Here is a 26,857-nt window from a genome sequence, read left to right on the forward strand (position 1 = left end):
TTCCTTGCAACTGTTCGCTTGTCCGTTGCCCGACAGATAGTGCTTGGAGATTGTCGCGAAAATTGCCATATTCATGGAAATATTGTCGCCGATACGAGGATATAATGGACAGGATCGACGGCATCCGCGCCTTCGTCGCCGTGGTCGATGCCGGCTCGTTCACCCGGGCGGGCGAACGGCTGGGAATCTCGAACAAGCTGGTCAGCAAATATGTCGCGGCGCTGGAGGGGCAGCAGGGCGTCACGCTGCTGAACCGCACCACGCGCGCCCTGTCGCTGACCCCCTCGGGCGAGCGGTATCTGGTCGCGGCGCGCCGCGTGCTGGCGGCGGTCGAGGAACTGGACGCGCAGGCCCATGCCGAGGAAGGGGTGCTGACCGGGCGGCTGCGTATCTCGGCCCCCGTGGCCTTCGGCGAGATGTTCGCCACCACCCTGACCCGCGACTTCACCGCCAGCCATCCGGGGATCGAAATCGACCTGAACCTGACCGACCGCTATGTCGATCTGGCGGCCGAGGGCTTCGACCTGGCGTTGCGCATCGGCCAGTTGACCGATTCCAGCCTGATCGCCCGCCGCATCGGCCAGGCCGAGGCCTGGGCGGTGGCCAGTCCCGCCTATCTGGCCGCACATGCGCGCCCCGCCCGCCCCGAGGATCTGCGCGAGCATGTGAACATCCGCGACAGCAATACGCAGAATCCCGGCCGGGCGATCTTTCTGATCGAGGACAAGCCGGTCAGCATCGCCCTGCCCGGCCGCATCACCGTGAACAGCGCCCAGGCGGTGCGGCAACTGGTGCTGGAGGCCGAGGGCGTGGCGCTGATTCCCAGCTTCGTCGTGGCGCAGGACGTGGCCCAGGGCCGGCTGCAGCGGCTGCTGCCGGATTTCGCCCGGCCGCAACTGGACATCCAGGCGCTTTACCTGCCGCAGCCCTTCATGCCGCCGCGGCTCTCGGCCTATCTGGACCACCTGCGGGCGCGGCTTACGCCGCTGCTGAAAGCACCGCGCCCGGATTCATGATGCCCAGCGGATCCAGCGTGGCCTTGATCGCCCGCATCGTCCTGAGCCGCGCCGGATCGGCCCAGCGTTCCAGATCGCCGACCTTCAGCCGCCCGATCCCGTGCTCGGCCGAGAAGGAGCCGCCGCGATCCACCACCATCTGATGCACCAGATGCGACAGCGCCTTGCGCCGGTCGTCGTAATCCGCGCGATGGCGGCCCGATGCCGGGAACAGGTTGTAATGCAGGTTGCCGTCGCCCAGATGCCCGAAGCAGTTGATGCGCAGCCCCTCGCCCACAAGCCGCGCGCCGGCGTCGCGGATGAAGCCGGCGATTTCCGACAATGGCAGGCTGATGTCATGGCTGGCGACGGCGCCGATGCGGCGGTTCGCCTCGGGGATATGCTCGCGCAGGTGCCAGAAGCCGGCTGCCTGCGCCCCCGATTGCGCGATCACCCCGTCGGTGACCAGGCCGCGCTCCAGGGCGTCGGGCAGCAACCCCTCCAGCGCCGCCTCGGGGGCCAGCCCCTCGGGCAGGCCGACCTCGATCAGCACCGACCATTCCGCGCCGGGCAAGGGCTGGCGGATCTCGGGCAGCACCTCGGCCAGGAAGGCCAGGCCCTGGCCGCCGATCAGCTCGAAGGCGGTGACGCCGCCGGCCATGCGCCCCTCGGCCAGCGACAGCAGCGTCAGCGCCGCCTCGGGCGAGGGCACCTGCAGCATGGCGGTGCCGATCCCCGGCGGCGGCACCACCAGCTTGAGGCTGGCGGCGGTGACGATGCCCAGCGTGCCCTCGGCCCCGACCAGCAGATCGCGAATGTCGTAGCCGGTATTGTCCTTGCGCAGCCGCTTCAGGTCGTGGACGATCGAGCCGTCGGGCAGCACCGCCTCGATCCCCAGGCACAGCGCCCGCGCCGTGCCATAGCGCAGCGCGGTGACGCCGCCGGCATTGGTCGCAAGGCAGCCGCCGATGGCCGCGGTGCCCTGGCTGGCCAGCGACAGCGGGAACAGCCGGCCCGCCGCTTCGGCGGCGTCGCGCACCGCCTGCAGGGTCATGCCGGCCTCGGCCACCAGCACGTTTTCCTCGGGAAAGACGGCCCGCAGCGCGGTCATGCGTTCCAGCGACAGGATCAGCGGCGCCGGCCCATCCGGCATGACCTGCCCCGAGACCAGGCCGGTGCCGCCGCCGCGCGGGACGATGCCGACCCGCGCTTCGGCGCAGGCGCGGACCACGGCGGCGACCTCATCCGTGCCGCGCGGCGCGGCGATCAGCCCGGCGCGGCCGAAATAGCGGCCGCGCGGTTCCTCCAGATAGGCGGGCGTCACCTCGCGCAACACGCCAGCGGGCAGGCGCGCGGCCAGCGCGTCATCGGCGGGGTTCAGCATCAGCGCACCTCGGTCTTGCCGCGTCGGTCGTGGCGCAGGTTGGAATAAAGCACATGGTTGCGCCAGCGGCCGTTGATCTGCAGATAGCTTTGTGCCACGCCCTCATACTTGAAGCCCGAACGCTCTAGCACCCCGCGCGAGGGGGTGTTCTCGGGCAGGCAGGCGGCCTCGATCCGGCTCAGGTCCATCTCGGTGAAGGCGTGCTGCACCAGCGCGCCGATGGCCTCGCGCATATAGCCCTGCCGGGCGAAGGGCTGGCCGATCCAGTAGCCGATGGTCGCCGATTGCGCGGGGCCGCGGCGGATGTTGTCCAGCGTGATCGCCCCCAGCAGCATGCCGTCGCGCCGGATCAGGAACAGGGGCAGCGCCGTGCCGTTGCGGCTGGCGCGCTGCGCCCAATAGACCCGGTTGGTGAAGCTGCGCTTGGACAGGTGGTCGGCCGCCCAGACCGGCTCCCACGGGGTCAGGAAGGCGCGGCTTTCGACCCGCAACGCCACCCATGGCCCGAAATCCGCATGCGCCGGCAGGCGCAGCACCATCCGCTCGGTTTCCAGACGCGGCGGACGGCGGCGCGAGAACATCAGGCGGCAAGCCTTTCGGCCAGCACCTCGCGCGAGGGGGCGCCCTCGACCGGCCCGTAAAGCGCCAGCGCCGGACGGGCATGGGCGATCAGCTGCTCGGCATGGGCGCGGATGTCGGCCACGGTCACCGCGTCGATGCGCAGGGCCACCTCAGCCGGGTCGGGCACCCGGCCCCAGATCGCCAGCGACCGCGCCATGCGCTCGGCCTGGCCGGTCGGGCTTTCCAGCCCCATCAGCAGCCCGGCCTTGAGCTGCGCCCGGGCGCGGGCCACCTCGGCCTCGCTCATGTCCTCGGCCGAGCGCTTCAGCTCGTCCACGGTCAGCGTCGCCAGATCGGCGATCTGCTCGCCCGAGGTGCCGGCATAGATCGTCACCATGCCGGTATCGTCGTGGAAACCCGACTGCGCGAAGATCGAATAGCACAGGCCCTTTTCCTCGCGCAGCTTCTGGAACAGGCGCGAGGACATGCCGCCCCCCAGCGCCGAGGTCCAGATCTGCGCGGCATAGAAATCCGGCGCCTGATAGCCCGGCCCCTCGAAGGCCAGCGCGAAATGCGCCTGCTCCAGCCCCTTGACGCGGCGCGCCTCGGCGCCCTGCCAGCGGGCGGGCTCGCGCGTGGTCAGGGCGCGGGCCGGCAGATGGCCGAAGATCGCCTCGACCTGGCGCAGGATGCGGTCGTGATCGACCGCACCGGCGGCGGCGACGATCATCCGCTCGGGTCCGTAATGCTCACCGATGAAGCCCGACAGGTCGGCGCGGTCGAAGCGGCTGACCCGCTCGGCCGGGCCCAGGATGGTGCGGCCCATGGGCTGGTTCGGATAGGCGGCCTCTTGCAGCCAGTCGAAGATCACGTCGTCGGGCGTGTCCAGTGCCTGGCCGATCTCCTGCAGGATGACGCCGCGCTCGACCTCGATCTCGCGCTGGTCGAAGACCGGGTTCATCACGATGTCCGAGATGACGTCCAGCGCCAGCTCGACATCCCCCGCCAGCACCCGCGCGTAATAGGAGGTCACGTCGCGCGAGGTATAGGCGTTGATATAGCCGCCCACATTCTCGATCGACTCGACGATCTCCAGCGCGCTGCGCCGGGCGGTGCCCTTGAAGGCCATGTGTTCCAGGAAATGGGCGATGCCGTTCTGCTCGGCGCGCTCGTCGCGGCAGCCGGCATTGACCCAGATGCCGATGGCGGCGGAATGCAGGCCGGGCATGTCGCGGCTGACGACGCGCAGGCCGTTCGGCAAGGTGCTGATGCGGATCTGGTTCAAGCTGTTCTCCGTTCAAGGATCAGCGATTTAATGGCCTCGGCGTCGTTTGCAATACGGGTGATGCGCTCGTCCCGGTCGAAAAGATCGGCCATATGCGGCGGCAGAGGCGGGCGGATGCCCACGGCGGCCTCGACCGCATCGGGGAATTTCGCCGGATGCGCGGTCGACAGCGAGATCATCGGCACGCCCGGCCGCAGATGCTCGCGCGCCACCTTCACGGCGACGGCGGTATGCGGGCAGATCACCTCGCCCGTCTCCGCGCGGATGGTGGCGATCATCGCGGTGGTTTCCTCCTCGGAAACGCGGCCCGAGACATAGATTTCGCGCAGCGCCTGCAGCGCCCCCTGGCTGATGGCGAAACCGCCGGATTTCAGTTCCTCCATCAGCGCCGCCACGGCATTGCCGTCATAGCCATAGGCCAGCCACAGCGCCCGCTCGAAGTTCGAGCTGACCTGGATGTCCATCGAGGGGCTGATCGAGGGCGCGACCGTGCCCACCCGGTATTCGCCGCCGGTCAGCGCCCGGTGCAGGATGTCGTTCTGGTTGGTGGCGACCACCAGCCGGCCGATGGGCAGGCCCATGGCCTTGGCGATGGACCCGGCGAAGACATCGCCGAAATTGCCGGTCGGCACGGTGAAATCCACCGCGCGGCCCGGCGCGCCCAGGCTGACGGCGGCGGTGAAGTAATAGACGATCTGCGCCAGCACCCGCGCCCAGTTGATCGAGTTCACGCCGGCCAGCCCGACCGCGTCGCGGAAACCGTGGTCGTTGAACAGATCCTTGAGCCGCGCCTGGCAATCGTCGAAGGTGCCGTCGACGGCCAGCGCATGGACATTGGCCTCGGAGGGCGTGGACATCTGCCGGCGCTGCACCTCGCTGACCCGGCCATGCGGATACATGATGAACACGTCGACGTTGGGCAGGCCCCGGAACGCCTCGATGGCGGCCGAGCCGGTATCGCCCGAGGTGGCGCCCAGGATCGTGACCCGCTGCCCCGAACGCGTCAGCGCCAGCTGGAACAGCTGGCCGATCAGCTGCATGGCGAAGTCCTTGAAGGCCAGCGTCGGGCCGTGGAACAGCTCGAGCAGGTGATGGCCGGGGGCAAGCTGGACCAGCGGGGCGCGGGCGACATGGTCGAAGCCCTGATAGGCGCGGGCGATGGCGCCGCGCAGCTCGGCATCGCTGAAGCATTCGCCGACGAAGGGACTGGCGACGCGGCGCGCGACCTCCTCATAGGGCAGGCCCTCGAAGCGGGCGATCTCCTCGGCCGAGAACATCGGGATCGCCTCGGGCAGATACAGCCCGCCGTCGCGCGCCAAGCCGGCCATCATCGCCTGTTCGAAGTCCAGGACCGGAGCCCGCCCCCGAGTCGAAACGTAACGCATTGCGTCCCCCTAGAATTGCCGCTGCCTGATACGCCAGATCAGCGCCACTGTCATCCCTGCCCAGACCGCCGCGATCATGAACCATTGCACCGCATAGCTCAGGTGGTTGTTCGGGATGCCCTCGACCGCGACCGGGATCGGCTGCACCCCCTGGGCATCGCCGCGCACCTCGGCCGCGACCACCAGGATCGGCTCGGTCCCCAGCGCCTTGGCCATGGCCGGCACGTCGCGGGCGAACCAGACATTCTTGGTCAGGTTGGGCTCGGGCGTGGCGCTGCCCTTTTCGTCGGGCCAGTGCAGGTTGCCCGCCACGTCCAGCCGCGTGGCCGGGCGCGGGTCGCGCTTGTGGTCCTGATCGACGAAACCGCGATCCAGCAGGATCCGGCGCCCGTCATCGGTGACGAAGCCCGAGACGACCTGATAGCCGCCGCCCGACTCGCGCGTGCCGGAGAGCACGTCGATCTCCTCGCCCGTGGTCTGGCCCGAGACCAGCACCGGCTGGTATTTCATCGACGGGTCCACCGCCGCCGGCAGGGGTACCGGTGCGCCCACGATGCGGCTCTGGATCTGGGCGATCATGCCCTCTTTCCAGTCCAGCCGCTTGAGCTGCCAGAGCCCGAGCGAGATCAGGATGGCGCAGCCCAGCACGCCGACGATCAGCGGAAACAGGTATCGGCGCATGGCGGGCCTCCAAAGCAAACGGCGCGGGAACTGCCGTCCCGCGCCGCGCAAATGTCAGTCGGGATCAGCGGCCCCAGATATAGATCACGACGAAGAGGAACAGCCAGACCACATCGACGAAGTGCCAGTACCAGGCGGCGGCCTCGAAGCCGACATGCTGCTGCTGGGTCATCTGGCCGCGCAGCAGGCGGATCAGGCAGACGAACAGGAAGATCGTGCCGATGATGACATGCGCGCCGTGGAAGCCGGTGGCCATGTAGAAGGCGCCGGCATAGACCGTATCGGCCAGGCCGAAGGCGGCGTGGCTGTATTCATAGGCCTGCAGCCCGGTGAAGCAGATGCCCAGGATCACCGCGACGATCAGGCCGTTGATCGTGGTCTTGCGGTCGCCGTCATGCACGAAGGCGTGGTGGGCCCAGGTCACCGCGACCCCCGAAAGCAGCAGGATCAGCGTGTTGATCAGCGGCAGGTGCCAGGGGTCGAAGGTGACGATGCCTTCCGGCGGCCAGACGCCATCCTTGATCGGGCTGTCCGGCCCCATCGGATACATGGCGTTCTTGATGAAGGCCCAGAACCAGGCGACGAAGAACATCACCTCGGACATGATGAACAGGATGAAGCCGTATTGCAGACCGATGCGCACCACCGGGGTGTGTTCGCCCGACTCGCCCTCGCGCACCACGTCCGCCCACCAGCCGAACATGACATAGAGCACGCCCACCAGACCGATCAGGAACAGCCAGGGGCCGCCGCCCTTCATCCACATCACGGCGCCGGTCAGCATCACGAAGGCGCCGATCGCACCGAAGAGCGGCCAGATCGATGGCGGCAGAATCTGATAGTCGTGGTTCTTTACATGGGCCATGGCTGCATTTTTCCGGCTGTTGCTGGTTCTTGTTGCTCAGTTTACGGTCGGGTCCGGCGTCGCGTCCAGCGCCGCCTGTTTCGGCGCCGGCGGATCGGTCCGGTGGAAGGTATAGGACAGGGTGATGTCGCGGATGCGACCGGCATCGCGATCGTTCACCAGATCGGCATCGACGAAGAAACTGACCGGCATCTCGATCCGCTCACCCGGGGCAAGCGTCTGCTCGGTAAAGCAGAAGCATTCGATCTTGTTGAAGAAATAGCCGGCCGCGTCGGGCGCGACGTTGTAGCTGGCGGTGCCGGTGATCGGCTCGTCGGTATTGTTGATCGCCTCGTAGAAGGCGATGGCGTTCTCGCCGATGCGCAGTTCCATCTCGCGCTGCAAGGGCCGGAAGGTCCAGCCCAGGTCGCTGTCCACATTGGCATCGAAGCGCACGCGGATCTTTTCGTCCAGCACGGTGTCCGAGGCGGACTCGGCCACGTTGGTGGTGCCGGCAAAGCCGGTCACCCGGCAGAACCAGGAATAGAACGGCACCGCCGCCCAGCTCAGCGCACCCATCAGCACCACGATGCCGGCCAGCATGCCGACGGTACGCCCGTTCGATCTGGTGGGCTTGGCGGTCATCGGCCTGCCTCCTCTGCGCCGCCCTGCACGGCCGCCGGGGTGCCCGGCGCCGCGACAGGCGCGGGATTGCGCGCCGGCGGGTTCGGATCCGCAGGCAGCATGGACGGGCGCGGGCGGTGGTCATAGCCCTGCATCATGTCGCCCTGGGTGATCTTGACCACCGAAAGCCCGAAGACCAGCGCCACGAACCCCAGCAGCACGACCAGAAGGCCGATGTTGCGGCTGCGCCGGCGCTTGTGCAATTCATGCTCGACCTGAGGCAGCATCACCATCCCCCAACCCAATGCTGGATCAGCAGCGCCAGGAAATGCAGGAAGGTGTAATAGAGCGACAGGCGGAAATAGCGCTTCTCGACCTTGTAGCCATCGGCCTGGGCCTGCTCCTCGCTGCGGCGCAGGATACGCCAGCCGCCGGCAATGAACATCACGTTCAGCACCACCGAGACCGCCATGTAAAGCGGGCCGCCGACCGAGGTGAGGCCCAGCCAGATCGCGAAGGGCGCCAGCACCAGCGTATAGGCGAAGATGTGGCGGCGCGTCACCTTGCGGCCGTGGGTCACGGTCAGCATCGGCACGCCGGCCTTGGAGTAATCCTCCTTCATGAACAGCGCCAGCGCCCAGAAATGCGGCGGCGTCCAGAAGAAGATCAGCGCGAACATCAGCAGCGATTCCAGGCTGATGCCGCCGGTGGCGCAGGCCCAGCCGATCATCGGTGGGAAAGCCCCGGCCGCGCCGCCGATGACGATGTTCTGCGGCGTCGAGCGCTTCAGCCAGATCGTGTAGACCACGGCATAGAAGAAGATGGTGAAGGCCAGGAATCCGGCCGCGAACCAGTTCGCCGCCAGCCCCAGCATCATCACCGACAGGCCGGACAGCGCGATGCCGACCGCCAGCGCCTCGTCCGAGGTGACGCGGCCCGAAGGCACGGGCCGGCCGGCGGTGCGCTTCATCACCGCGTCGATATCGGCATCATACCACATGTTGAGAGCGCCCGACGCCCCGCCCCCCAACGCGATGAACAGCACCGCGCAGAAGGCGACGAAAGGGTTGACCGGCTGCGGCGCGATCCACAGCCCGACAAAGGCCGTGAACACCACCAGGGACATGACGCGCGGCTTCAGCAGCGCGACATAGTCGCCGAAGCCCGCCTCTGCGGGCCCCTCATATGCGTTGATCTCGGCCACGGCCCGACCTTATTCCGCCAAGGCCAGCTGGACGGGCTTGGCCGGCAGGTAATCCGAGGCATCGGCAGCGAATTCTTCCTTCGCACCGGCCAGCCAGGCGTCGTATTTTTCCTGGCTGACGGCTTTGACGACGATGGGCATATAGGCGTGGTTGATGCCGCAAAGTTCCGAGCACTGGCCGAAATACACGCCTTCCTGATCGACCGAGAACCACAGTTGCGCGATGCGGCCCGGCACGGCGTCCTGCTTCACGGCAAAGGCCGGGACGGTCCAGCTGTGGATCACGTCGGTGGCGGTGACCTGCACCAGCACCTTCTTGCCCACCGGCACCACGACCGGGTTGTCGGCGGCGAGCAGGTATTCGTCCTCGGAGTAACCGGCATCCGCCAGCGCGTCCTTTTCCAGCATCAGCGCATCGAAGGCGACGCCGTCATTGGGATATTCATAGGACCAGTACCACTGATGGCCGATGGCCTTGATCACCAGGTCCGGGTCGTTCGGCATTTCCTGGCTGCGGAACAGGATCGGCAGCGAGAAGGCGCCGATGGCCACCAGGATCAGCACCGGCACCAGGGTCCAGATCACCTCGATCGGGGTGTTGTGGGTGAAGCGGGCCGGCACCGGATTCGCCCGGCGGTTGTAGCGGACGATGCAGATCAGCAGCAGAAGGCAGACGAAGATCGTCACGGCCGTGATGATATAGAGCACGAAATGATCCAGCCATTGCTGATCATGCGCCAGCGGGCTCGAGGCCGGCTGGAAACCCATCCCACCATTATGCGGCTTACCGATCACCGGCAGCTCGCCCAGCACGTCCTGCGCCATGGCCGGAATGGCCGCCATCGCTGCAAGTCCAAGGCCAGTTACCGCCGCCAGTCCGCGGCGCATCGTCGCAATTGCCATCATCCCATCCCGTTGCCTATCATGCCGCCGGCAGGCCATGACTCCTCGGACCGCCGGCAATCGGTCCTGCACCAGAACCATATCTTACCCCGCCGGGCAAGCCTATAGGTATCGACTTGCTACCAAAAAACCCCTAGGCGAGGCATCCAGCAAGGATGGGCCCCATGACAGACGCTGCGTTTTCCCCCTTTGAAACCCATCTCGATCAGGGCCGCGCGCTGCGCATCCTGCAATCGGCGCTTGGCGGTGCGGATGATGGCGAGTTGTTCCTGGAACGCTCGCGCTCCGAGGCGCTGGTCTTCGACGACGGCCGGCTGCGCACCGCCAGCTACGATGCCGAGCAGGGCTTCGGCCTGCGCGCCGTGCGGGGCGACGTGACCGGCTATGCCCATTCGACCGAGATCGACGAGGCGTCGCTGAACAAGGCCGCCGAGACGGTGCGGCTGGCGGTCGGCGATGGCGGCGGCACGCTGGCCCTGCCCCCCGGGGGCGAGATCCGGCGGCTCTACGCGCCCGTGGACCCGGCCGAATCCGTGCCCTTCGCCGCCCGCGTCGCCTTGCTGCGCGAGATCGACGCCTTCGCGCGCGGGCTCGACCCGCGGGTGGTGCAGGTCTCGGCCAGCATCGCCACCTCGGTGCAGGAGGTGGCGATCCTGCGCCCCGAAGGCGGGCTTGCCACCGACATCCGGCCGATGGCGCGGCTGAACGTCTCGGTGATCGTGGAATCCAACGCCCGCCGCGAATCGGGCACCGCCGGCGGCGGCGGCCGCATCGCGCTCGACGGGCTGGTCGCGGCCGAACACTGGCAAGGCCTGGTGCGCGAGGCGCTGCGCATCGCGCTGGTCAACCTGCGCTCGGTCCCCGCCCCCGCCGGGGTGATGGATGTGGTGCTGGGCCCCGGCTGGCCCGGCATCCTGCTGCACGAGGCCGTGGGCCACGGGCTGGAAGGCGATTTCAACCGCAAGGGCCATTCCGCCTTTGCCGGCCTGATGGGCCAGCGCGTCGCCGCTCCGGGCGTGACCGTGGTCGATGACGGCACCATCCCCGACCGGCGCGGCTCGATCTCGGTCGATGACGAGGGCACGGCGCCCGGCCGCAACGTGCTGATCGAGGACGGGATCCTGACCGGCTACATGCAGGACCGCCAGAACGCCCGGCTGATGGGGGTCGAGGCGACCGGCAACGGCCGGCGGCAAAGCTATGCCCATGCGCCGATGCCGCGCATGACCAACACCTTCATGCTGGCCGGCGCCGAGGATCCCGCCTCGATCCTCGCCGGGCTCGAGGACGGGATCTATGCCGTGGGTTTCGGCGGCGGCCAGGTGGACATCACCAACGGCAAGTTCGTGTTTTCCTGCACCGAGGCCTACCGGGTCAGGAACGGCCAGGTCGGCGATCCGATCCGCGGCGCCACGCTGATCGGCGACGGCGCCACGGCGCTGCAGCAGATCCGCGCCATCGGCAACGATCTGTCGCTGGATCCGGGAATCGGCAATTGCGGCAAGCAGGGGCAATGGGTTCCGGTCGGAGTCGGCCTGCCCACGCTGCGCATCGGCGGGCTGACCATCGGCGGTTCCGCGGCATGATTTCATGTTATATCAATATAGTGCAGGAATCTTTTCGCGGCTAACCCATTCTTAACCATTGCCATGCCATGACTCGGCCTGCGGATGAGGCAAAGGCACGGGATCATGGCAGGACCACTTTCTTTCGACCCCCACCACACCCCACTCACCCCGAAGGGGGACGGGCTTGCCGCCCTGCGCCTCATCCGCTCTCGCAAGGTCGGGCCGGCGACCTTCCATAGGCTGCTGGCCGAACATGGCAGCGCCGAGGCAGCGCTGGACGCCCTGCCGGAAATCGCCCGTGCCGCGGGGATCGCGGGTTACGCCCCCTGCCCTGCCGCAATGGCCGAGGCCGAGCTTGCGGCCGGTCATCGGGCCGGCGCCCGGCTGCTCGGCTGGAACGACCCCGACTATCCGGCGCTGCTGCGCATGGTGGCCGAAGCGCCGCCGGTGCTCTGGGTGCGCGGCAGGCTTGCGGTTCTGGACAGGCTGCCGGTGGCGGTCATCGGGGCGCGCAATGCCTCGTCGCTGGGGCTGCGCATGGCGCGCGGCATGGCCTCGGGGCTGGCGCAGGAAGGTGCCGCCGTCATCGCCGGTCTGGCCCGCGGCATCGACACCATCGCGCATGAAGCGGCGCTGAGCACCGGCACCATCGCGGTCATGGCCGGCGGCATCGACATGATCTATCCCAGCGAAAATGCAGCCCTTGCCGAATCGATCTGCGAGACCGGGCTGCTGGTCACCGAACAGCCCCCGGGAACCGAACCGGTCGCCCGGCATTTCCCGACCCGCAACCGCATCATCTCGGGCCTGTCGCGGGCCGTGGTGGTGGTCGAGGCCGCGCATCGCTCGGGCAGCCTGATCACCGCGCGCTGCGCGCTCGACCAGGGGCGCGAGGTCATGGCGGTGCCCGGCCATCCGATGGATGCGCGGGCGGGCGGCTGCAACGCGCTGATCCGCGACGGCGCGCTTCTGGTGCGCAATTCCGCCGATGTGCTCGCCGCCTTGCAGGCGAACGCCACCGCAGTCGAAGCCGCATGCCCGGCGACGGAACCCGTCCCCGAACGCAAGGCTCGGGTCATGCAGCCTGCCGCCGTGGCCAGCCGTCTGGCGGCGTTGGGGCATCGTCCGGCCTCCCCCCCGCCACGCTGCCCTCGCAAGGCGGGCCGGTGGCGCTCGAGGCGCCGATCCTCGCCCGCTTGGGTCCGAGCCCGACCGAGGAAAACCTGCTGATCCGCGACCTGGGGGTTCCCGCCGCCGTCATCGCCCCGGCCCTGCTGGCGCTGGAGCTGGCGGGACGCGTGCAACGCCTGGCTGGCGGGAAACTGGCGCTGCTCGGCGCCTGAACCGGCCGCGTGGCGGATATTGGCCTGATCCGGCCATCACGGTCCGGTCACGCGGTTGTTGGGGAACCCCGGCCTTCGGCTTCGGGTTTGGCCGCAACAACGCGACCATCGGAAGAGGACCGTCATGCGCCGCATTTACAACACAACAACCGCGATCGTGGCCTGTCTGTCGCTGATCGCCCCGCAGCTTGCGGTGGCGCAAGAACAGCAGGGCGAGAGCGGCGGCGAACAGCAGATCCTGCCCCGCCCCAAGAAAGATGCCGAGGCACCCGTCCGGCAGGGCGGGAAACCGGAGCCCAAGGCGGCCGAGCAGCGGGAACGCCCGGCCGAACAGCCGCAGCGCCGGCAAGGCCAGGCCCAGGAGCAATCCCAGCCGGAGCAGGCCCAGCCGGAACGGGCCCAGCCGGAGCAGGCTCAGCCGGAGCAGGCTCAGCCGGAGCAGGCTCAGCCGGAACGGGCCCAGCAGGACCAGGTTCAGGAAACCGCTCCGCAAGCGCAGCCCGAACAGCCTGCAGGCACCGCCGCGCCGGGCGCGGGCGAAGACCAGCCGCGTCGGCGGCAGGCCGCACCCGAACCGCAGCCCGAGCCGAAGCCCGAGGCCCAAGCCCGGCAGCAGGAACAGGCCCAGCCCGAGCCGGCACAACCTGAACAGGCCGAGCCCGAGATCGCGCCCGCGGTCGAGCCGCAAGCCGGCGATCAGCCTGGCGGCGAGACGCCCCGCCGGGCCCAGCAGCAAGGCGAGGCGCCCGTGCCCAAACCCGAGGTGACCCAGGCGCAGGAACCGCAAGCCAAACCTCCGGTCGTCCAGGCCGAAACGCCGAAGGACGAGCCCCGGGACGCCGCCGAAGCGGGCGCGCGCCGGGACAAGGCCCAAGATAAAGCCCAGGACGACGCGCGGGGTGGCGCGCAGGGCGAGGCACAGAAGCAGCCCGAACCCAAGCCCGATACGCCCGCGGCGGCAACGGAATCGGAACCTGCGCCGGACCAGAAGCCGCGCCAGGACGATCCGGCGGTGCAGGCCCGGCAGCCCGCAGGAGAAAGCGGCGCGAATCCGGATGCGGAAGAACTGAAGAAGGCGCTGGAAGCCAAGACCGGCGGCGACGCCCGGCCGGAACCCGGCCAGCCGCAGCCGGGCGAGGATCGCGACGCGACGCAGGCCCAGACCCGCGACCGGGTGCCCGACCCGCAGAAGCCGCCGCAGCGCGCGGACGGCGCGGACGGCAAGGCGCCCGATGCCGAGGAACTCGGCCGCCGCCTGCAGGAACGTCAGCAGCAAGAGCAGGGCGGCCAGCAGGACCAAACCCAGCAGGCGCAGCAACCGCCGGTGGCCCAGCCGGGTGAGCCGCAGCCTGGCGAGCGCGAGGAGGTCCAGGCCCCCGAAGCCCGGGTCAAGCCCAGCGAGGTCGCCAAGCGCGCCGCCGAGCAGCAGTCCCCCGCCGATGCCGCCGCCCTCGCCGCCCAGGCCAACGGGGACGAGGCCGAAGGGCAGGTGGACGAGGTGCAGATCACCCAGGAAAACGCCCGCCGCTCGGACGAGGATTTCGAGACCGCGATCATGCAGGGATTGCAGCAGCGCAGCCAGCAGGATGAGCAGCAGCAGGCGCGCGACGACGACGATGACGACAACCTGAAGGACATCGGCAAGCTGCTGCTCGCCGGCGCGGCCGGGTTCGCCGTGGGCAAGATGCTGTCCAACGACCGGCAGGTGGCGCTGAATACCGGCGACCGGGTGGTCGTGACCCTTCCCGATGGCAGCCAGCAGGTGATCAAGGACGACAATGCCCTGCTCTACCGCCCCGGCTCGAACGTGCGCACCGAGAACTTCGAGGACGGCTCGACCCGCACCACGGTCCTGCGCGAGGATGGCAGCCGCGTGGTCACCATCCGCGACGCCAACATGAACATCCTGCGCCGCACGCTGGTGCGCGCCGATGGCACCGAGATGCGGCTGCTCGACAATACCGAGGTGCAGCCGGTCGAGATCTCGACCCTGCCCGCCCCGCCGCCGGTGGTGCTGAACCGCGGCCCGCTGGACGAGGCCGCGCTGCGCGAGGCGCTGCGCCGCGAGGCGGCCGTGGACCGGCGCTTTACCCTGGGGCAGATCCGCAACATCCCCGAGGTCCGGGCGCTGGTCGCGCCGGTGAACGTGCCCGAGATCACCTTCGACACCGGCTCATCGGCGATCACCCCGGACCAGGCGCAGCAGCTTGCCACGCTGGGCAAGGTGATTCGCGACAGCATCGACCAGAACCCGCGCGAGATCTACATGATCGAGGGTTATACCGACGCGGTCGGCTCGGACGCGGCGAACCTGGCGCTGTCGGACCGCCGGGCGGAATCGGTGGCGCTGGCGCTGACCGAATATTTCGACGTGCCGCCCGAGAACATGGTGGTGCAGGGCTATGGCGAGCAGTTCCTGCTGGTGCCGAGCGAGGGCGCCGAGCGCGAGAATCGCCGCGTCGCGGTGCGCCGGATCACCGACCTGCTGGAACAGGCACAGAACTGAGGAAAAAGCGTAGCCGCGGCCCCAAGGCGCCGCGGCTGCCCGATGTTTCGGCGGCGGGCGTGGGAAATCCCGCGCCCGCCTTGGTTTGCAAAACCGCGCGCCTGCGCCGCCGTCGCCCGCGCGCGGTCAGGACCGCCGCGGGACGGTCGACGGAAGCTCAACCCAGCGAATAGCCGGTGCCGCGCACGGTGCGAACCGGGTTGTCGCCGCCATGCGTCATCAGCGCCTTGCGCAACCGGCCGACATGCACGTCGATGGTGCGGGTGTCGACATAGATGTCGCGGCCCCAGACCCGGTCCAGAAGCTGCTCGCGCGTCCAGACCCGGCCGGGCTTCTCCATCAGCGTCGAAAGCAGCCGGAACTCGGTCGGGCCCAGGTGCAGCGGCTGGCCGGCACGGAAGACCCGGTGCTCGGCCGCGTCCAGGATGATGTCGCCGAAGCTCAGCCGCTCGCCCATCGAGGCCGGGCGGGTGCGGCGCAACTGGGTGCGCAGCCGCGCCATCAGCTCGACCACGGAATAGGGCTTGACCACGTAATCGTCGGCGCCGGTTTCCAGCCCGCGCACCCGGTCCACTTCTTCCGAGCGGGCCGAAAGCATGATGATCGGGATCTGCCGGGTCGAAGGGTCGGCCTTGACCCGCCGGCAGATCTCGATGCCCGAGACATTGGGCAGCATCCAGTCGAGAACGATCAGGTCGGGTTGCTCCTCGGCCACCAGCAACATGGCCTCGTCGCCGTTCTCGGCCATGACCACCTGGAAGCCTTCGGATTCGAGGTTGTATTTCAGAACCTCGCGCTGCGCGCCCTCATCCTCGACCACCAGAACACAGGGTTGCGACTGCGCCATGGATCAGGCCCCCTCCAGACGCGGCACGCTTTCGCCCTTGGGGCGCGGATCGTCGGGCAGCTCGCCGGTGGCGATGTAGATGACCTGCTCGGCGATGCCGGTGGCGTGGTCGCCCATGCGCTCGATGTTCTTGGCGATGAAATGCAGATGCATGCAGGCGGTGATGTTGCGCGGATCCTCCATCATGTAGGTCAGGAACTCGCGAAACAGCGCATTGTACATCTGGTCCACTTCCAGGTCGCGCTTGCGCACGTCGCCGGCCAGCGCCGCATCGCGCTGGATATAGCTGTCCAGCGCGTCCTTCATCATCGCCTCGACCGTGGTGGACATGCGCCGCAGCGCCATGCCGGCACCCTCGATGGCGGGCATGTCGGCCAGCACGTTGCTGCGCTTGGCGATGTTCTTGGCGTAATCCCCCACCCGCTCGAGGATATGCGAGATCTTGATCACCGACAGCACCATGCGCAGATCGGTGGCGCGCGGGGCACGCAGCGCGATCAGCCGCGCCGCTTCCTCGTTGATCTGCATCTCCAGCTCGTCGATGGCCTTGTCGCGGCGCCGGACCTCCTCGGCCAGTTCGTCGTCGCGGGTTTCCAGCGCAATGGCGGCGTCGTGGATGGCGGTTTCGACCATGCCGCCCATCTTGACCACCAGCGCCTGGACGGTTTCCAGGTCGCGGTCGAAGGCCGAGAGGATATGGCGTTCGTTGTTCATGTCAGATCCCTTTCCGGCCTAGCCGATACGGCCCGAGATGTAGCTTTCGGTGCGCGGGTCGCGCGGATTGGTGAAGATGTCGTCGGTGCTGCCGTATTCCACCAGGTTGCCAAGATGGAAGAAGGCGGTCTTCTGGCTGACGCGCGCGGCCTGCTGCATCGAATGGGTGACGATCACCACCGAGAATTCGGCGCGCAGCTGGTCGATCAGCTCCTCGACCTGGCTGGTGGCGATCGGATCCAGCGCCGAGCAGGGCTCGTCCATCAGCAACACCTCGGGCTGGGTCGCCACGGCGCGCGCGATGCAAAGCCGCTGCTGCTGGCCGCCCGACAGGCCGGTGCCGGGCTCTTGCAGCCGGTCCTTGACCTCGTTCCACAGCGCGGCGCCGCGCAGCGATTTCTCGACGATCTCGTCCAGCTCGGCGCGGTGGCGCGCGAGGCCATGGATGCGGGGGCCGTAGGCCACGTTGTCATAGATCGTCTTCGGGAACGGGTTCGGCTTCTGGAACACCATGCCGACGCGGGCCCGCAATTGCACCGGATCCACCCGCCTGTCGTAGATGTCCTCGCCGTCCAGGGTGATCCGCCCCTCGACGCGGCTGATGTCGATGGTGTCGTTCATGCGGTTCAGGCAGCGCAGGAAGGTCGACTTGCCGCAACCCGAGGGGCCGATGAAGGCCGTCACGGTCTTGTCCAGCAGATCGACGTTCACGTCCTTGATCGCATGCTTGTCGCCATACCAGACCTGCACGTCCCGGGCCGAGATCTTGATTTCCGTCTGGTCCACAGCGCGCTCCAGCAAACTCATGTCGTTCATATCGGGTCTCCTTTCCGGGATTACCACCGGCGCTCGAACTTGCGACGCAGGAAGATGGCCAGAAGGTTCATGCAGAGCAGGAACACCAGCAGGACGATGATCGCCCCGGAAGCGCGTTCCACGAAGGCGGGGTCGGCGCGCTGGGTCCAGTTGTAGACCTGGACCGGCAGCGCCGAGGCCGGCTCGAACAGCCCCTCCGGCGGCGCCGAGGGGTAGTTCTTGACGAAGGCCACCATGCCGATCAGCAGAAGCGGCGCGGTCTCGCCCAAAGCCTGGGCCAGGCCGATGATGGTGCCGGTCAGGATGCCCGGCATGGCCAGCGGCAGCACATGGTGGAACACCGACTGCATCCGGGACGCCCCCACCCCCAGCGCCGCGTCGCGGATCGAGGGCGGCACCGCCTTCAGCGCCGCACGGGTGGCGATGATGATGGTGGGCAGCGTCATCAGCGTCAGCACCAGGCCGCCGACGATGGGCGCCGATTGCGGCAGACCGGCAAAGTTGATGAAGGCGGCAAGGCCGAGGATGCCGAAGACGATCGAGGGCACGGCGGCGAGGTTCGAGATGTTCACCTCGATGATGTCGGTCCAGCGGTTCTTGGGCGCGAATTCCTCGAGATAGATCGAGGCCGCGACGCCGATCGGCACCGCCAGCACCAGCACCACCAGCATCATGTAGAGCGAGCCAAGGATGGCGATGCCGACGCCGGCGGCCTCGGGGCGCTGGTCCGAGGCGTCGGCGCTGGTCAGGAACGACCAGTTCCATTCCGTCGCCAGCATCCCCTGCGCCTTCAGCGCATCGGCCAGTTGCAGCTGCGCGGGCGAGGTATTGGCGTCGCGCGCCGCGCTCTCCATGCTGACGCGGCCCTTGTAATAGCCGTCGATGCGGCCGTTCACCAGCACGCGGCTCTCGACGGTCTGGCCGATCAGTTCGGGATCGGCCAGCACCCGGCTGCGCAGCTGCGCCGCCGCCTCCTTGGAAATCAGCGTCGAGATGTCCTTGTCCGACAGGTCGGGAACGGCGATGCCCTTGTCGGCGATGGTGTTTTCCAGCGATTGCTGCAGGAGTTTGCCATAGGTGAGGGTCAGCACCTTCTTGATCTGCTCGGGGTCGCGGCTGCCGCTCTTGTCAAGCTGCGCGGCGTCCAGCGTGACCGGGATCTCCAGATAGGTCTGGCGGAAGGCGCCGATGCCGCCGGTCAGGATGGTGAACAGCAGGATCACCAGCATGATCATCGAGATCACGATGGCGCCCAGCCCGTAGGCGCGGAAACGGGCTTCGGCAGCGTTGCGCTTGCGGGTGCGGGGATCGGCGGCCAGAAGCGAGCTCTTGCCCTGCGGAAGCGCCGCTGCCGGCATGGCTGCGTCGGTCATTCGTACTGCTCCCGGTATTTGCGCACCACGTAAAGGGCGATGATGTTCAGCCCCAGGGTGACGACGAAAAGGGTCAGGCCAAGCGCGAAGGCGACCAGCGTCTCGGGCGCGGCGAAATCGGTGTCACCGGTCAGCTGGCTGACGATCTTCACGGTGATGGTCGTCATGGCCTCGAACGGGTTCAGGCCCATCTGCGCGGCGGCGCCGGCGCCCATGACCACGATCATCGTCTCGCCGATGGCGCGCGAGGCGGCCAGCAGGACGGCACCGACGATGCCCGGCAGGGCCGCGGGCAAAACCACGTTCCTGATGGTTTCCGAATGGGTCGAGCCCAGCCCCAGCGCGCCGTCGCGCAGCGATTGCGGCACGGCGTTGATGATGTCGTCCGAAAGCGAGCTGACGAAGGGGATCAGCATGATGCCCATCACCAGCCCCGCGGTCATCACCGAGGAGCCCGAGCTGCCCAGGCCCAGCGGTTGCGCGAACCAGTCGCGCAGCAAGGGGCCGACGGTGATCAGCGCGAAAAGGCCATAGACGATGGTCGGGATTCCCGCCAGCACCTCGATCGCCGGCTTGGCGATGCCGCGCAGTCGGGGCGAGGCGTATTCCGACATGTAGATCGCCGCGAACAGCCCGATCGGCACCGAAACCGCCAGCGCGATCACCGAGATATACAGGGTGCCCCAGACCAGCGGCAGGATGCCCAGCTGCGAGCCGCCGCCGAAGCGCGGCGACCAGGTGGTGCCGAAGAAATATTCCTGCCAGGGATATTGCCGGAAGAAATGCCCGGTCTCGAACAGCATCGACAGCACGATCCCGGCGGTGGTCAGGATCGCGATGCTGGAACACAGGATCAACAGACCCTTGACCATGCTTTCGACGGCATTGCGGGCGCGGAAGCCCGGCGCGGTGCGGCTCAGCGCGAAGCCAAGGCCCGCGGCGGCCAGGACCAGGGCTGCGGCCGACACCAGCAGGGTATCGGCGCCCGGCTGGAAGAAGCGCCAGAGCGCGATCAGGAAAAGCGCGGGCAGCGCCGTCAGCAGCGCCGCGTTCCAGCCGTAATAGCTGGGGCGCGAATGCAGCCGCCGGATGTCGCCGGACGCCAGGGCGATGGCGCGCGACCGGGTGGCAAGATAGCCCGCGACCGCCAGGGCAAGGACGATCAGCAAGGTCCAGGAGACAGGCATGTGAGCCTCGAGACTGGGAAATGGAAAAGGCGCGGGGAACCTCCCCCGCGCCCGTCAGATCATTGGGCGAGCGTCACTTCGTCGGCCACCGCCTGCTGCGTCGCCGCAAGCTCGGGATCCGAGACCAGGCCATAGGCGGCCAACGGGCCCTCGGGGCCGGCCAGCTCGTCCGAGACGAAGAACTCGGCGAATTCCTTCAGGCCCTGGATCTCGCCGATATGCTGCTTCTTCACATAGAAGAACAGCGGCCGCGAGACCGGGTATTCGCCCGAGGCGATGCTTTCGGTCGAGGGCGTGACGCCGCCGATGGTCGCGACCTTCAGCTTGTCGGTGTTGTTCTCATAGAAGGACAGGCCGAAGACGCCGATGCCGTTCTTGGCCGACTGGATGCGGGCCAGGGTCTCGGTATAGTCGCCGTCGATGTCCACGGACTTGCCGTCGGTGCGCAGCGCCATGCAGGCCGCCTCGCCCTCGTCCTCGCCCAGCTCGGCCTTGAAGACCTCGGCGGCGCCCGATTCCTCGCAGCCGGCGGCGATGACCTTCTCCTCGAAGACTTCGCGGGTGCCGTGCTTGGTGCCGGGCACGAAGGCGAGGATCTCCTGATCCGGCAGGTCGGCGCGGATCTCGTTCCACTTGGTCGCGGTGTTGTCGACCACCTTGCCGTCCTTGACCACCTTGGCGGCCAGGGCGCTGAACCAGTCGGCGGCGGTGAACTGGAAGTCGTTGCCGGCGATGTCGCTGGCAAAGACGATGCCGTCATAGCCGATGCGGACTTCCATGATCTCGGTCACGCCGGCGACCTTGCAGGCCTCTTTCTCGCTGTCCTTGATCGGGCGCGAGGCATTGGCGATGTCGATGGTGTTCTCGCCCACGCCCTCGCAGAACTTCTTCAAACCGGCCGAGGAGCCGCCCGATTCGACCACCGGGGTCGGGAAGTCGCTGTTCTCGCCAAAGGCCTCGGCGACGATGGTGGCATAGGGCAGCACCGTGGACGAACCGGCGATCTGGATCTGGTCGCGCGCGGCGGCAGCCGTGGCCGAGGCCGCAATCACGGCCAGCGCCGACACGGTGAGTTTCGCGGATTTCATAGGATCACTCCTGACATTTCCTGGGGGCCGTTGCGGCCTGCCCGCTCTCTAGAACGACGATGCGACGGTTATGCGAAAGGATTGTGTCAGTTGCGTAACAATCGCCGAAGCATATGCAGAACGGCGAAAGCCAGGCGCCGCGCCCCGCTTTCGCCGTTTTGCAAATACCCCAAGGGGTGAATTGTCCCGCGCGCGGGACAAGAGGGGAACTGGGTTCCCCTCCCTTGCGCGCCGCGGACACGGCGCCTATATTCGGACCGTTCGGCGTCAGTCGGACTATGGACATAAACGCGCAGGTAATAAGCGGATCGGACCCGGGGGCGGTACCCGGCGGCTCCACCATCATCCCTCGTTGGGGGCGCATGGGGTCGAAACAGGATCGACGAACGTCTAAAGCTGTTTGCTTTGTCTCGGTGAGCTACCACCGTCATCGGTGCAAAATGTACAGTTGCCAACGACAACCGTGCTCCGGTGGCTCTGGCTGCGTAAGCAGCTCGGGTAACCGAAACTTAAGCCCTTCCGCCTAGCAGCGTAAGGCGGGGCCCGCAGGAGCCTGGCAACAGAATCCTGCACCTTCCCCCTTTAATCTCTGGTTTTCCGGCTCCGGCGGGCCTATCTCAGGCCACATGCAAGGGAATGCCGCCATGAAAGACCTGACCACTTCCGATGCCGATGCGCTGATCGCGGATCTGGGGCAGAAGGCCCGCGCCGCCGCCGCCGCGCTGGCCGAAGCCTCGGCCGAACGCAAGCACGCCGCCCTGATCGGCGCGGCCGAGGCGATCCTCCGCGCCGAGGACGCGATTCTCGACGCCAATATCCTCGACATGCACCATGCCGAGGAAAAGGGCCTTTCCCCCGCCATGCTGGACCGGCTGAAGCTCGACCCGGCGCGCATCCGCGCCATGGCCGACGGGCTGCGCTCGGTCGCGGCGCAGGAGGATCCGATCGGCAAGGTGCTGGCAGAGTGGGACCGGCCGAACGGGCTGCACATCCGGCGCGTCGCGACGCCGCTGGGCGTCATCGGGGTGATCTATGAAAGCCGGCCCAATGTCACCGCCGATGCCGCGGCGCTGGCGCTCAAGGCCGGCAATGCCGTCATTCTGCGCGGCGGCTCGGAAAGCCTGAACAGCGCCGCGGCGATCCACGAGGCGCTGGTCCTGGGCCTGAAGCAGGCCGGGCTGCCCGAGGCCGCTGTCCAGATGGTGCCGACCCGCGACCGCGCGGCCGTCTCTGCCATGCTGCGGGCGCAGGAGTTCATCGACGTGATCGTGCCGCGCGGCGGCAAGGGCCTGGTCGGACTGGTGCAGAAAGAGGCCCGCGTGCCGGTCTTTGCCCATCTGGAGGGCATCTGCCATGTCTATGCCGACGGCGACGCCGATCTGGACAAGGCCCGCCGCGTGGTGCTGAACGCCAAGACCCGGCGCACCGGCATCTGCGGCGCCGCGGAATGCCTGCTGATCGACCGGCAGTTCTATACGAAACACGGCGCCGTGCTGGTGCAGGATCTGCTGGATGCCGGCGTCGAGGTCCGCGCCGAGGGCGAGCTTGCCAAGGTGTCGGGCGCCATGCCGGCCGAGCCCTCGGATTTCGGGCAGGAATTCCTGGACAAGATCATCGCCGTCAAGCTGGTCGATGGGGTCGAGGAGGCGATCGCCCATATCCGCCGCTATGGCTCGGGCCATACCGAATCGATCCTGACCGAGAACGACGCCACCGCCGAGCGCTTCTTCAAGGGCCTCGACAGCGCCATCCTGATGCGCAACGCCTCGACGCAATTCGCCGATGGCGGCGAATTCGGCATGGGCGCCGAGATCGGCATCGCCACCGGCAAGATGCATGCCCGCGGCCCGGTCGGCGCCGAGCAGCTGACCAGCTTCAAGTATCTGGTCACCGGCGACGGCACCATCCGCCCCTGATGGGTGCCGAACGGCTGCACCAGGACCGGCGCCACCGCATCACCCTGTTTCGCGGCGCCGGCGACGGGGGCCGCGCGATGGTCGGTTTCGAGCATGGCCGCGACCGCGCCATGCGCGGGTTCGAGCCGCCGGTCTGCCCGCGCTTTGCGCAAAGGCTGGGCATCGACGCGCTGGTGGTGCAGACGGCGCGGCGGGACTGGTTCGTCTCGGATCGCAGCCCGGCGCTGGCCGAGGCCCTGGAGCGCGCGACCCGCGACTATGACGAGGTCGTCGCGACCGGCTTCTCGATGGGCGGTTATGCGGCGCTGCTTTATTCGGCGGCCTGCCATGCCCGGCGGGTGATGGCGGTGTCGCCGCAATACAGCATCGACCCCGAGGTCGCGCCCTATGATCCCGGCCGGCACCCGAAATTCGCCCGTATCGGCATGACCATGCCGCGTCCCGAGGATCGGGGCGCGCGCGACGTGACCGGGCTGCTGATCTACGATCCCGCCATCGCTGCCGACCGCGCCCATGCCGCGCGCATCGGCGCGGCCTTTCCGCGGCTGACCGCGCTGCCGCTGCCGCATGGCGGCCATCCGGCCACCGGCGTGCTGGCCCAGGCCGGCCGCATCGGCAAGCTGGCCGAGATGCTGGTCGAGGACCGCATCGACGCCGCCGCGATCCGCCGCGACCACCGCGAGGCCCGGCGCAAGGCCGAACCCTATCGGCTGAACCTAGCCATCGCCGCCCTGCCCCGCCACCCGGCGCGGGCCTTGCCGGAATTGCGCCGGCTGGCCCGCCAGGGCAGCCCGCGCGGCCGGTTCGAAGCCGGGATGGCAATGCTGGATCATGCCGAGGACGAGGCGATGGCACTGCTCGGCGCCCTGCTGGAGGAGGGGCCGGAGCTGCCGCCCGGCCTGTTGAACCGACTCAGGCGGCGGCTGGTCGATCGGCTTTAGAAGGCGATTTCGCCGCCGGTCTCGTCCAGTTCCCAGGCCAGCGGCCGGTTCGCGGCGCGGGCGAAACCGGCCAGCAGCGGGAAATGCACCTCGGAGGAGGTCGGCTCGGGCCGCTCGCGCCCCGGATCGGCGTCCAGCCAGGACCACAGGGCCGGGTCAAGCCGGGTGCGGCTTGCCTCGGCGACCAGCCGCCAGCCGCTGGCGCCGCGGCAGATCAGCACGCTGCCGCCCCAGGGCATCGCCGTTTCCAGGCACATCAACCCCAGCAGGATCATCCGCGCCTCGATGCGCGGCAGGTCGCCCCCGGCGTCCAGGCGCAGGCGGATGCGCCCGCCCTTCTCGACATCCGCCAGCAGCGCGGAAAGCTCGGCCAGGCTCAGCCGCTGGTCCGCCGCGGCATGGCCGAAGGCCATGCGGAACCAGCGCACCCTGGCGCGGGCCGCCTCGACGCTTTCGACGATCAGCTGCATCTCGTCGCAGGCGGCGATGCCCGGAAACGCGCCCGAAAGCTGCAGCAGCTCCAGCCCGTTGCCGATGGCCCCCAGCGGCGAGACGATGTCGTGGCAGAGCCGCGAGCTGACCAGGGCGGCCATGCGCTCGGCCTCGAGCGCCGGCGGCAGGGGACCGTGCGACGGCGGATCGCGGTAGATTGTCAGATCATCCATGGAAGGCTAGCCTGCACTGTGCCGCAAGAAGGGGCGAAAGATGAATGAAATCCTGGAACCGGGCATGATGGTGCGCCATCCCGGCGCGCCGGAATGGGGCATCGGGCAGGTGCAATCGCGGATCGGCGACCGCATTACCGTGAACTTCACCAATGCTGGGAAACAGGTCGTGGACGGCAGACATATCAATCTTGAACTGGTCACGATGGACCCCTATTAGGCGACATTTTCAAGTTAATTCAACTTTTGCGCGAGTCAATCCGTCTTGATGCCGAAGAGCGGCACTGGATCGGGCCGCGGTTGCAATGTCACCCTTGCACGCCTAGACACATGCCAGATCGCAACCAGACAGGGTGCCAGGCCGGACGATGACGCCCGAGACTTCCTTTTTCGAGACGCGGCTCGCCACGGACGAAGCCGATCTGCTGGCTGCGCAGCGGCTGCGATACCGGGTCTTCGTCGAGGAACTGGGCGGCGACGGCGCGCTGGTGGATCACGAACAGCAATTGGAGCGCGACGAGTTCGACCCGGTGGTCGATCACCTGGTGCTGGTCGACAACCGCCGCTCGCGCAGCGAGCTGGACCATGTGGTCGGCGTCTACCGCCTGCTGCCCGGCGAGCGGGCCGAAACCTTCGGCCGCTTTTATTGCGACGGCGAATACGACCTGACGCCGCTGCGCCGCAGCGGCCGCTCGCTGCTGGAGCTGGGGCGATCCTGCATGGACCCCGCCTTTCGCGGCGGCTCGGGCATGTTCCTGCTGTGGAACGCGCTGGCCGATTACGTGCTGGCCCGCCAGATCGAGATCCTGTTCGGCGTCGCCTCGTTCCATGGCACCGACGTGCAGGCGCTGGCCCAACCGCTAAGCTGGCTGCATCACCACCACCTGGCGCCGCCGACGATCCGGCCTCGCGCCCGACCCGAGGGCTACCAGGCCATGGACCTGGTCCCGGCCGAGCAACTGGACCGCCGCGCCGCCATGGCCGGCATGCCGGCGCTGATCAAGGCCTATCTGCGGCTCGGCGGTTCGGTCGGCGAAGGCGCCTATCTGGACCGGCCCTTCAACACCACCGATGTCTTCCTGCTGGTCGACACCGGGGCCATGTCGGAACGGCATCGCAAGTTCTACGAAACCCGGCAGGGGCAATGAGCGGGCCGTCCGGCGACACCCAGTCCCGCGGCACCTGGCGCGGCGAGGATCCGCCGCCCGCCATCCCGCGCCCCGGCCCGCTGGGCTGGCTGCGGGTGGCGCTGCGCGGCACCGGCATCGTGCTGGTGCTGGTGCTGGGCGTGCTGCTGATCCTGCCCATCCGCGGCGTCGAGCGGCTGTTCGCCGGCGCGTGCCGCCCGGTGACCGGGCCGCATGTGCAGATCGTCTGCCGCATCTGCCTGTGGATCATGGGGCTGAAATGGCGCTGCGAGGGCCGGCCGATGCGCGGCCCCGGCGCCATCGTCGCCAACCATTCCAGCTGGCTCGACATTTTCGTGCTGAACGCCGCCCTGCCGGTGTTCTTCGTCTCCAAGGCCGAGGTGGCGGGCTGGCCGGGCATCAACGTCCTGACCCGCGTCACCGACACGCATTTCGTCGCCCGCGACCCGAAGCTCGCCCGCGCCCAGGCCGAGGAATTCGCCGAGCGCACCCGCGCCGGCCACCGGCTGCTGTTCTTCCCCGAGGGCACCAGCAGCGACGGCCGGCGGGTGCTGTCCTTCAAGCCGACGCTGTTCCAGGGCTTCCTGGACCCCGCCCTGCCCCAGGGGCTGGCGATCCAGCCGATGAGCGCGGCCTATCGCGCCCCGAAAGGCCGCGACCCGCGCTTCTACGGCTGGTGGGGCGACATGGATCTGGGCCCGCATCTGCTGGCGGTGCTGGCGCAATACCCGCAAGGCTCGGTCACGGTGCGGCTGCACGCCCCGATCCCGGTGGCGGGCGAGACGCGCAAGACGCTGGCGGCGCGTGCCGAGGCCGAGATCCGCGCCGGCTTCGACGCCGGCTAAGGCCGGGGGCCGACCGTCCTGCCGCGGCGCGATC

At 68.3% G+C, this 26,857-nt stretch carries 27 protein-coding genes and 1 other RNA gene; 11 read left to right on the forward strand and 17 right to left on the reverse strand.

Translation table 11 applies throughout. From position 1 onward, the window contains the following. Positions 1-104 precede the first annotated feature (104 nt). Positions 105-1,016, forward strand: a complete 912-nt coding sequence (locus tag ACFOMP_RS02160) for a LysR family transcriptional regulator (RefSeq protein WP_379027721.1) — start codon at positions 105-107, stop codon at positions 1,014-1,016. On the opposite strand, the gene ACFOMP_RS02165 is transcribed toward ACFOMP_RS02160, so the two are convergent. From ACFOMP_RS02165 to coxB, 10 genes are all read right to left on the reverse strand, one after another. Next, positions 979-2,379, reverse strand: coding sequence for an FAD-binding oxidoreductase (locus tag ACFOMP_RS02165; protein WP_379027722.1), 1,401 nt, complete (start codon positions 2,377-2,379; stop codon positions 979-981). The genes ACFOMP_RS02160 and ACFOMP_RS02165 overlap by 38 nt on opposite strands. After that, positions 2,379-2,960: a GNAT family N-acetyltransferase gene (locus ACFOMP_RS02170; protein WP_379027723.1), complete on the reverse strand. Its 582-nt coding sequence runs from the start codon at positions 2,958-2,960 to the stop codon at positions 2,379-2,381. Before ACFOMP_RS02170 ends, ACFOMP_RS02165 begins: the two co-directional genes overlap by 1 nt. Continuing rightward, entirely contained in the window at positions 2,960-4,225 is a 1,266-nt protein-coding gene (locus ACFOMP_RS02175) for a M16 family metallopeptidase (protein ID WP_379027724.1), read from the reverse strand. Before ACFOMP_RS02175 ends, ACFOMP_RS02170 begins: the two co-directional genes overlap by 1 nt. Beyond that, positions 4,222-5,610: a threonine synthase gene (gene thrC / locus ACFOMP_RS02180; RefSeq protein ID WP_379027725.1), complete on the reverse strand. Its 1,389-nt coding sequence runs from the start codon at positions 5,608-5,610 to the stop codon at positions 4,222-4,224. Before thrC ends, ACFOMP_RS02175 begins: the two co-directional genes overlap by 4 nt. 9 nt (positions 5,611-5,619) lie before the next feature. Beyond that, entirely contained in the window at positions 5,620-6,291 is a 672-nt protein-coding gene (locus tag ACFOMP_RS02185; protein WP_379027726.1) for an SURF1 family protein, read from the reverse strand. Between the two features lie 64 nt (positions 6,292-6,355). Next, positions 6,356-7,156 (reverse strand): cytochrome c oxidase subunit 3, encoded by an 801-nt coding sequence (locus ACFOMP_RS02190; protein WP_289893440.1) that lies wholly within the window; start codon positions 7,154-7,156, stop codon positions 6,356-6,358. Positions 7,157-7,192: 36 nt separating this feature from the next. Then, on the reverse strand, positions 7,193-7,780 hold the full coding sequence (locus tag ACFOMP_RS02195; RefSeq protein WP_289893439.1) for a cytochrome c oxidase assembly protein: 588 nt from the start codon (positions 7,778-7,780) through the stop codon (positions 7,193-7,195). After that, complete coding sequence (locus ACFOMP_RS02200) at positions 7,777-8,052, reverse strand: hypothetical protein (RefSeq protein WP_289893438.1); 276 nt, start codon at positions 8,050-8,052, stop codon at positions 7,777-7,779. The genes ACFOMP_RS02195 and ACFOMP_RS02200 overlap by 4 nt, the downstream gene beginning before the upstream one ends. Next, positions 8,046-8,963, reverse strand: a complete 918-nt coding sequence (gene cyoE, locus ACFOMP_RS02205) for a heme o synthase (RefSeq protein ID WP_379027727.1) — start codon at positions 8,961-8,963, stop codon at positions 8,046-8,048. The genes ACFOMP_RS02200 and cyoE overlap by 7 nt, the downstream gene beginning before the upstream one ends. Before the next feature lie 9 nt (positions 8,964-8,972). Further along, positions 8,973-9,869: a cytochrome c oxidase subunit II gene (gene coxB / locus ACFOMP_RS02210; protein WP_019352801.1), complete on the reverse strand. Its 897-nt coding sequence runs from the start codon at positions 9,867-9,869 to the stop codon at positions 8,973-8,975. A 161-nt stretch (positions 9,870-10,030) separates the two neighbouring features. Between coxB and tldD the strand changes: the two genes are divergently transcribed. From tldD to ACFOMP_RS02225, 4 genes are all read left to right on the forward strand, one after another. Further along, positions 10,031-11,452, forward strand: a complete 1,422-nt coding sequence (tldD, locus tag ACFOMP_RS02215) for a metalloprotease TldD (protein WP_289893436.1) — start codon at positions 10,031-10,033, stop codon at positions 11,450-11,452. Positions 11,453-11,557: 105 nt separating this feature from the next. After that, entirely contained in the window at positions 11,558-12,664 is a 1,107-nt protein-coding gene (gene dprA / locus ACFOMP_RS02220; RefSeq protein ID WP_449302603.1) for a DNA-processing protein DprA, read from the forward strand. Next, a complete protein-coding gene (locus tag ACFOMP_RS19850; RefSeq protein WP_449302604.1) occupies positions 12,631-12,777 on the forward strand; it encodes a DprA-like winged helix domain-containing protein in 147 nt (48 codons plus the stop codon). The genes dprA and ACFOMP_RS19850 overlap by 34 nt, the downstream gene beginning before the upstream one ends. Before the next feature lie 124 nt (positions 12,778-12,901). Then, the gene (locus ACFOMP_RS02225; protein WP_379027728.1) at positions 12,902-15,283 is read left to right on the forward strand and encodes an OmpA family protein; all 2,382 of its coding nucleotides are present in this window, start codon (positions 12,902-12,904) and stop codon (positions 15,281-15,283) included. A gap of 157 nt (positions 15,284-15,440) precedes the next feature. Here the strand turns inward: ACFOMP_RS02225 and phoB are convergent, their stop codons facing one another. The 6 genes from phoB to ACFOMP_RS02255 are packed head-to-tail and all read right to left on the reverse strand — an operon-like array spanning position 15,441 to position 21,308. Continuing rightward, positions 15,441-16,130 (reverse strand): phosphate regulon transcriptional regulator PhoB, encoded by a 690-nt coding sequence (phoB, locus tag ACFOMP_RS02230; RefSeq protein ID WP_019352173.1) that lies wholly within the window; start codon positions 16,128-16,130, stop codon positions 15,441-15,443. 3 nt (positions 16,131-16,133) lie between these two features. After that, positions 16,134-16,844, reverse strand: coding sequence for a phosphate signaling complex protein PhoU (gene phoU / locus ACFOMP_RS02235; RefSeq protein ID WP_019352172.1), 711 nt, complete (start codon positions 16,842-16,844; stop codon positions 16,134-16,136). Between the two features lie 18 nt (positions 16,845-16,862). Continuing rightward, the gene (pstB, locus tag ACFOMP_RS02240; RefSeq protein WP_289893433.1) at positions 16,863-17,660 is read right to left on the reverse strand and encodes a phosphate ABC transporter ATP-binding protein PstB; all 798 of its coding nucleotides are present in this window, start codon (positions 17,658-17,660) and stop codon (positions 16,863-16,865) included. Positions 17,661-17,680: 20 nt separating this feature from the next. Then, positions 17,681-19,033 (reverse strand): phosphate ABC transporter permease PstA, encoded by a 1,353-nt coding sequence (gene pstA, locus ACFOMP_RS02245; RefSeq protein WP_379027729.1) that lies wholly within the window; start codon positions 19,031-19,033, stop codon positions 17,681-17,683. Continuing rightward, positions 19,030-20,220: a phosphate ABC transporter permease subunit PstC gene (gene pstC, locus ACFOMP_RS02250; protein WP_289893431.1), complete on the reverse strand. Its 1,191-nt coding sequence runs from the start codon at positions 20,218-20,220 to the stop codon at positions 19,030-19,032. The genes pstA and pstC overlap by 4 nt, the downstream gene beginning before the upstream one ends. Positions 20,221-20,279: 59 nt before the next feature. Further along, positions 20,280-21,308, reverse strand: a complete 1,029-nt coding sequence (locus ACFOMP_RS02255) for a substrate-binding domain-containing protein (RefSeq protein ID WP_379027730.1) — start codon at positions 21,306-21,308, stop codon at positions 20,280-20,282. Between the two features lie 220 nt (positions 21,309-21,528). Here ACFOMP_RS02255 and ssrA point away from each other — a divergent pair. The 3 genes from ssrA to ACFOMP_RS02270 all read left to right on the forward strand — a co-directional run bounded on the left by ssrA (position 21,529) and on the right by ACFOMP_RS02270 (position 24,165). After that, positions 21,529-21,882: a transfer-messenger RNA gene (ssrA, locus tag ACFOMP_RS02260) on the forward strand. 70 nt (positions 21,883-21,952) lie between these two features. Next, positions 21,953-23,224 (forward strand): glutamate-5-semialdehyde dehydrogenase, encoded by a 1,272-nt coding sequence (locus ACFOMP_RS02265; protein ID WP_289893429.1) that lies wholly within the window; start codon positions 21,953-21,955, stop codon positions 23,222-23,224. Then, positions 23,224-24,165: a hypothetical protein gene (locus tag ACFOMP_RS02270; RefSeq protein WP_379027731.1), complete on the forward strand. Its 942-nt coding sequence runs from the start codon at positions 23,224-23,226 to the stop codon at positions 24,163-24,165. The genes ACFOMP_RS02265 and ACFOMP_RS02270 overlap by 1 nt, the downstream gene beginning before the upstream one ends. Here the strand turns inward: ACFOMP_RS02270 and ACFOMP_RS02275 are convergent. Beyond that, positions 24,162-24,830: a histidine phosphotransferase family protein gene (locus tag ACFOMP_RS02275; protein WP_379027732.1), complete on the reverse strand. Its 669-nt coding sequence runs from the start codon at positions 24,828-24,830 to the stop codon at positions 24,162-24,164. The genes ACFOMP_RS02270 and ACFOMP_RS02275 overlap by 4 nt on opposite strands. A 40-nt stretch (positions 24,831-24,870) precedes the next feature. On the opposite strand from ACFOMP_RS02275, the gene ACFOMP_RS02280 reads away from it, so the two are divergent. From ACFOMP_RS02280 to ACFOMP_RS02290, 3 genes are all read left to right on the forward strand, one after another. After that, on the forward strand, positions 24,871-25,050 hold the full coding sequence (locus ACFOMP_RS02280; RefSeq protein WP_019352392.1) for a DUF3553 domain-containing protein: 180 nt from the start codon (positions 24,871-24,873) through the stop codon (positions 25,048-25,050). 148 nt (positions 25,051-25,198) lie between these two features. After that, positions 25,199-25,978, forward strand: a complete 780-nt coding sequence (locus ACFOMP_RS02285; RefSeq protein ID WP_289893425.1) for a GNAT family N-acetyltransferase — start codon at positions 25,199-25,201, stop codon at positions 25,976-25,978. Further along, positions 25,975-26,823: a lysophospholipid acyltransferase family protein gene (locus ACFOMP_RS02290; protein ID WP_379027733.1), complete on the forward strand. Its 849-nt coding sequence runs from the start codon at positions 25,975-25,977 to the stop codon at positions 26,821-26,823. The genes ACFOMP_RS02285 and ACFOMP_RS02290 overlap by 4 nt, the downstream gene beginning before the upstream one ends. The last annotated feature ends 34 nt before the right edge of the window (positions 26,824-26,857 follow it).

It is taken from the genome of Paracoccus simplex, assembly GCF_042648325.1.
Lineage (GTDB): Bacteria > Pseudomonadota > Alphaproteobacteria > Rhodobacterales > Rhodobacteraceae > Paracoccus > Paracoccus simplex.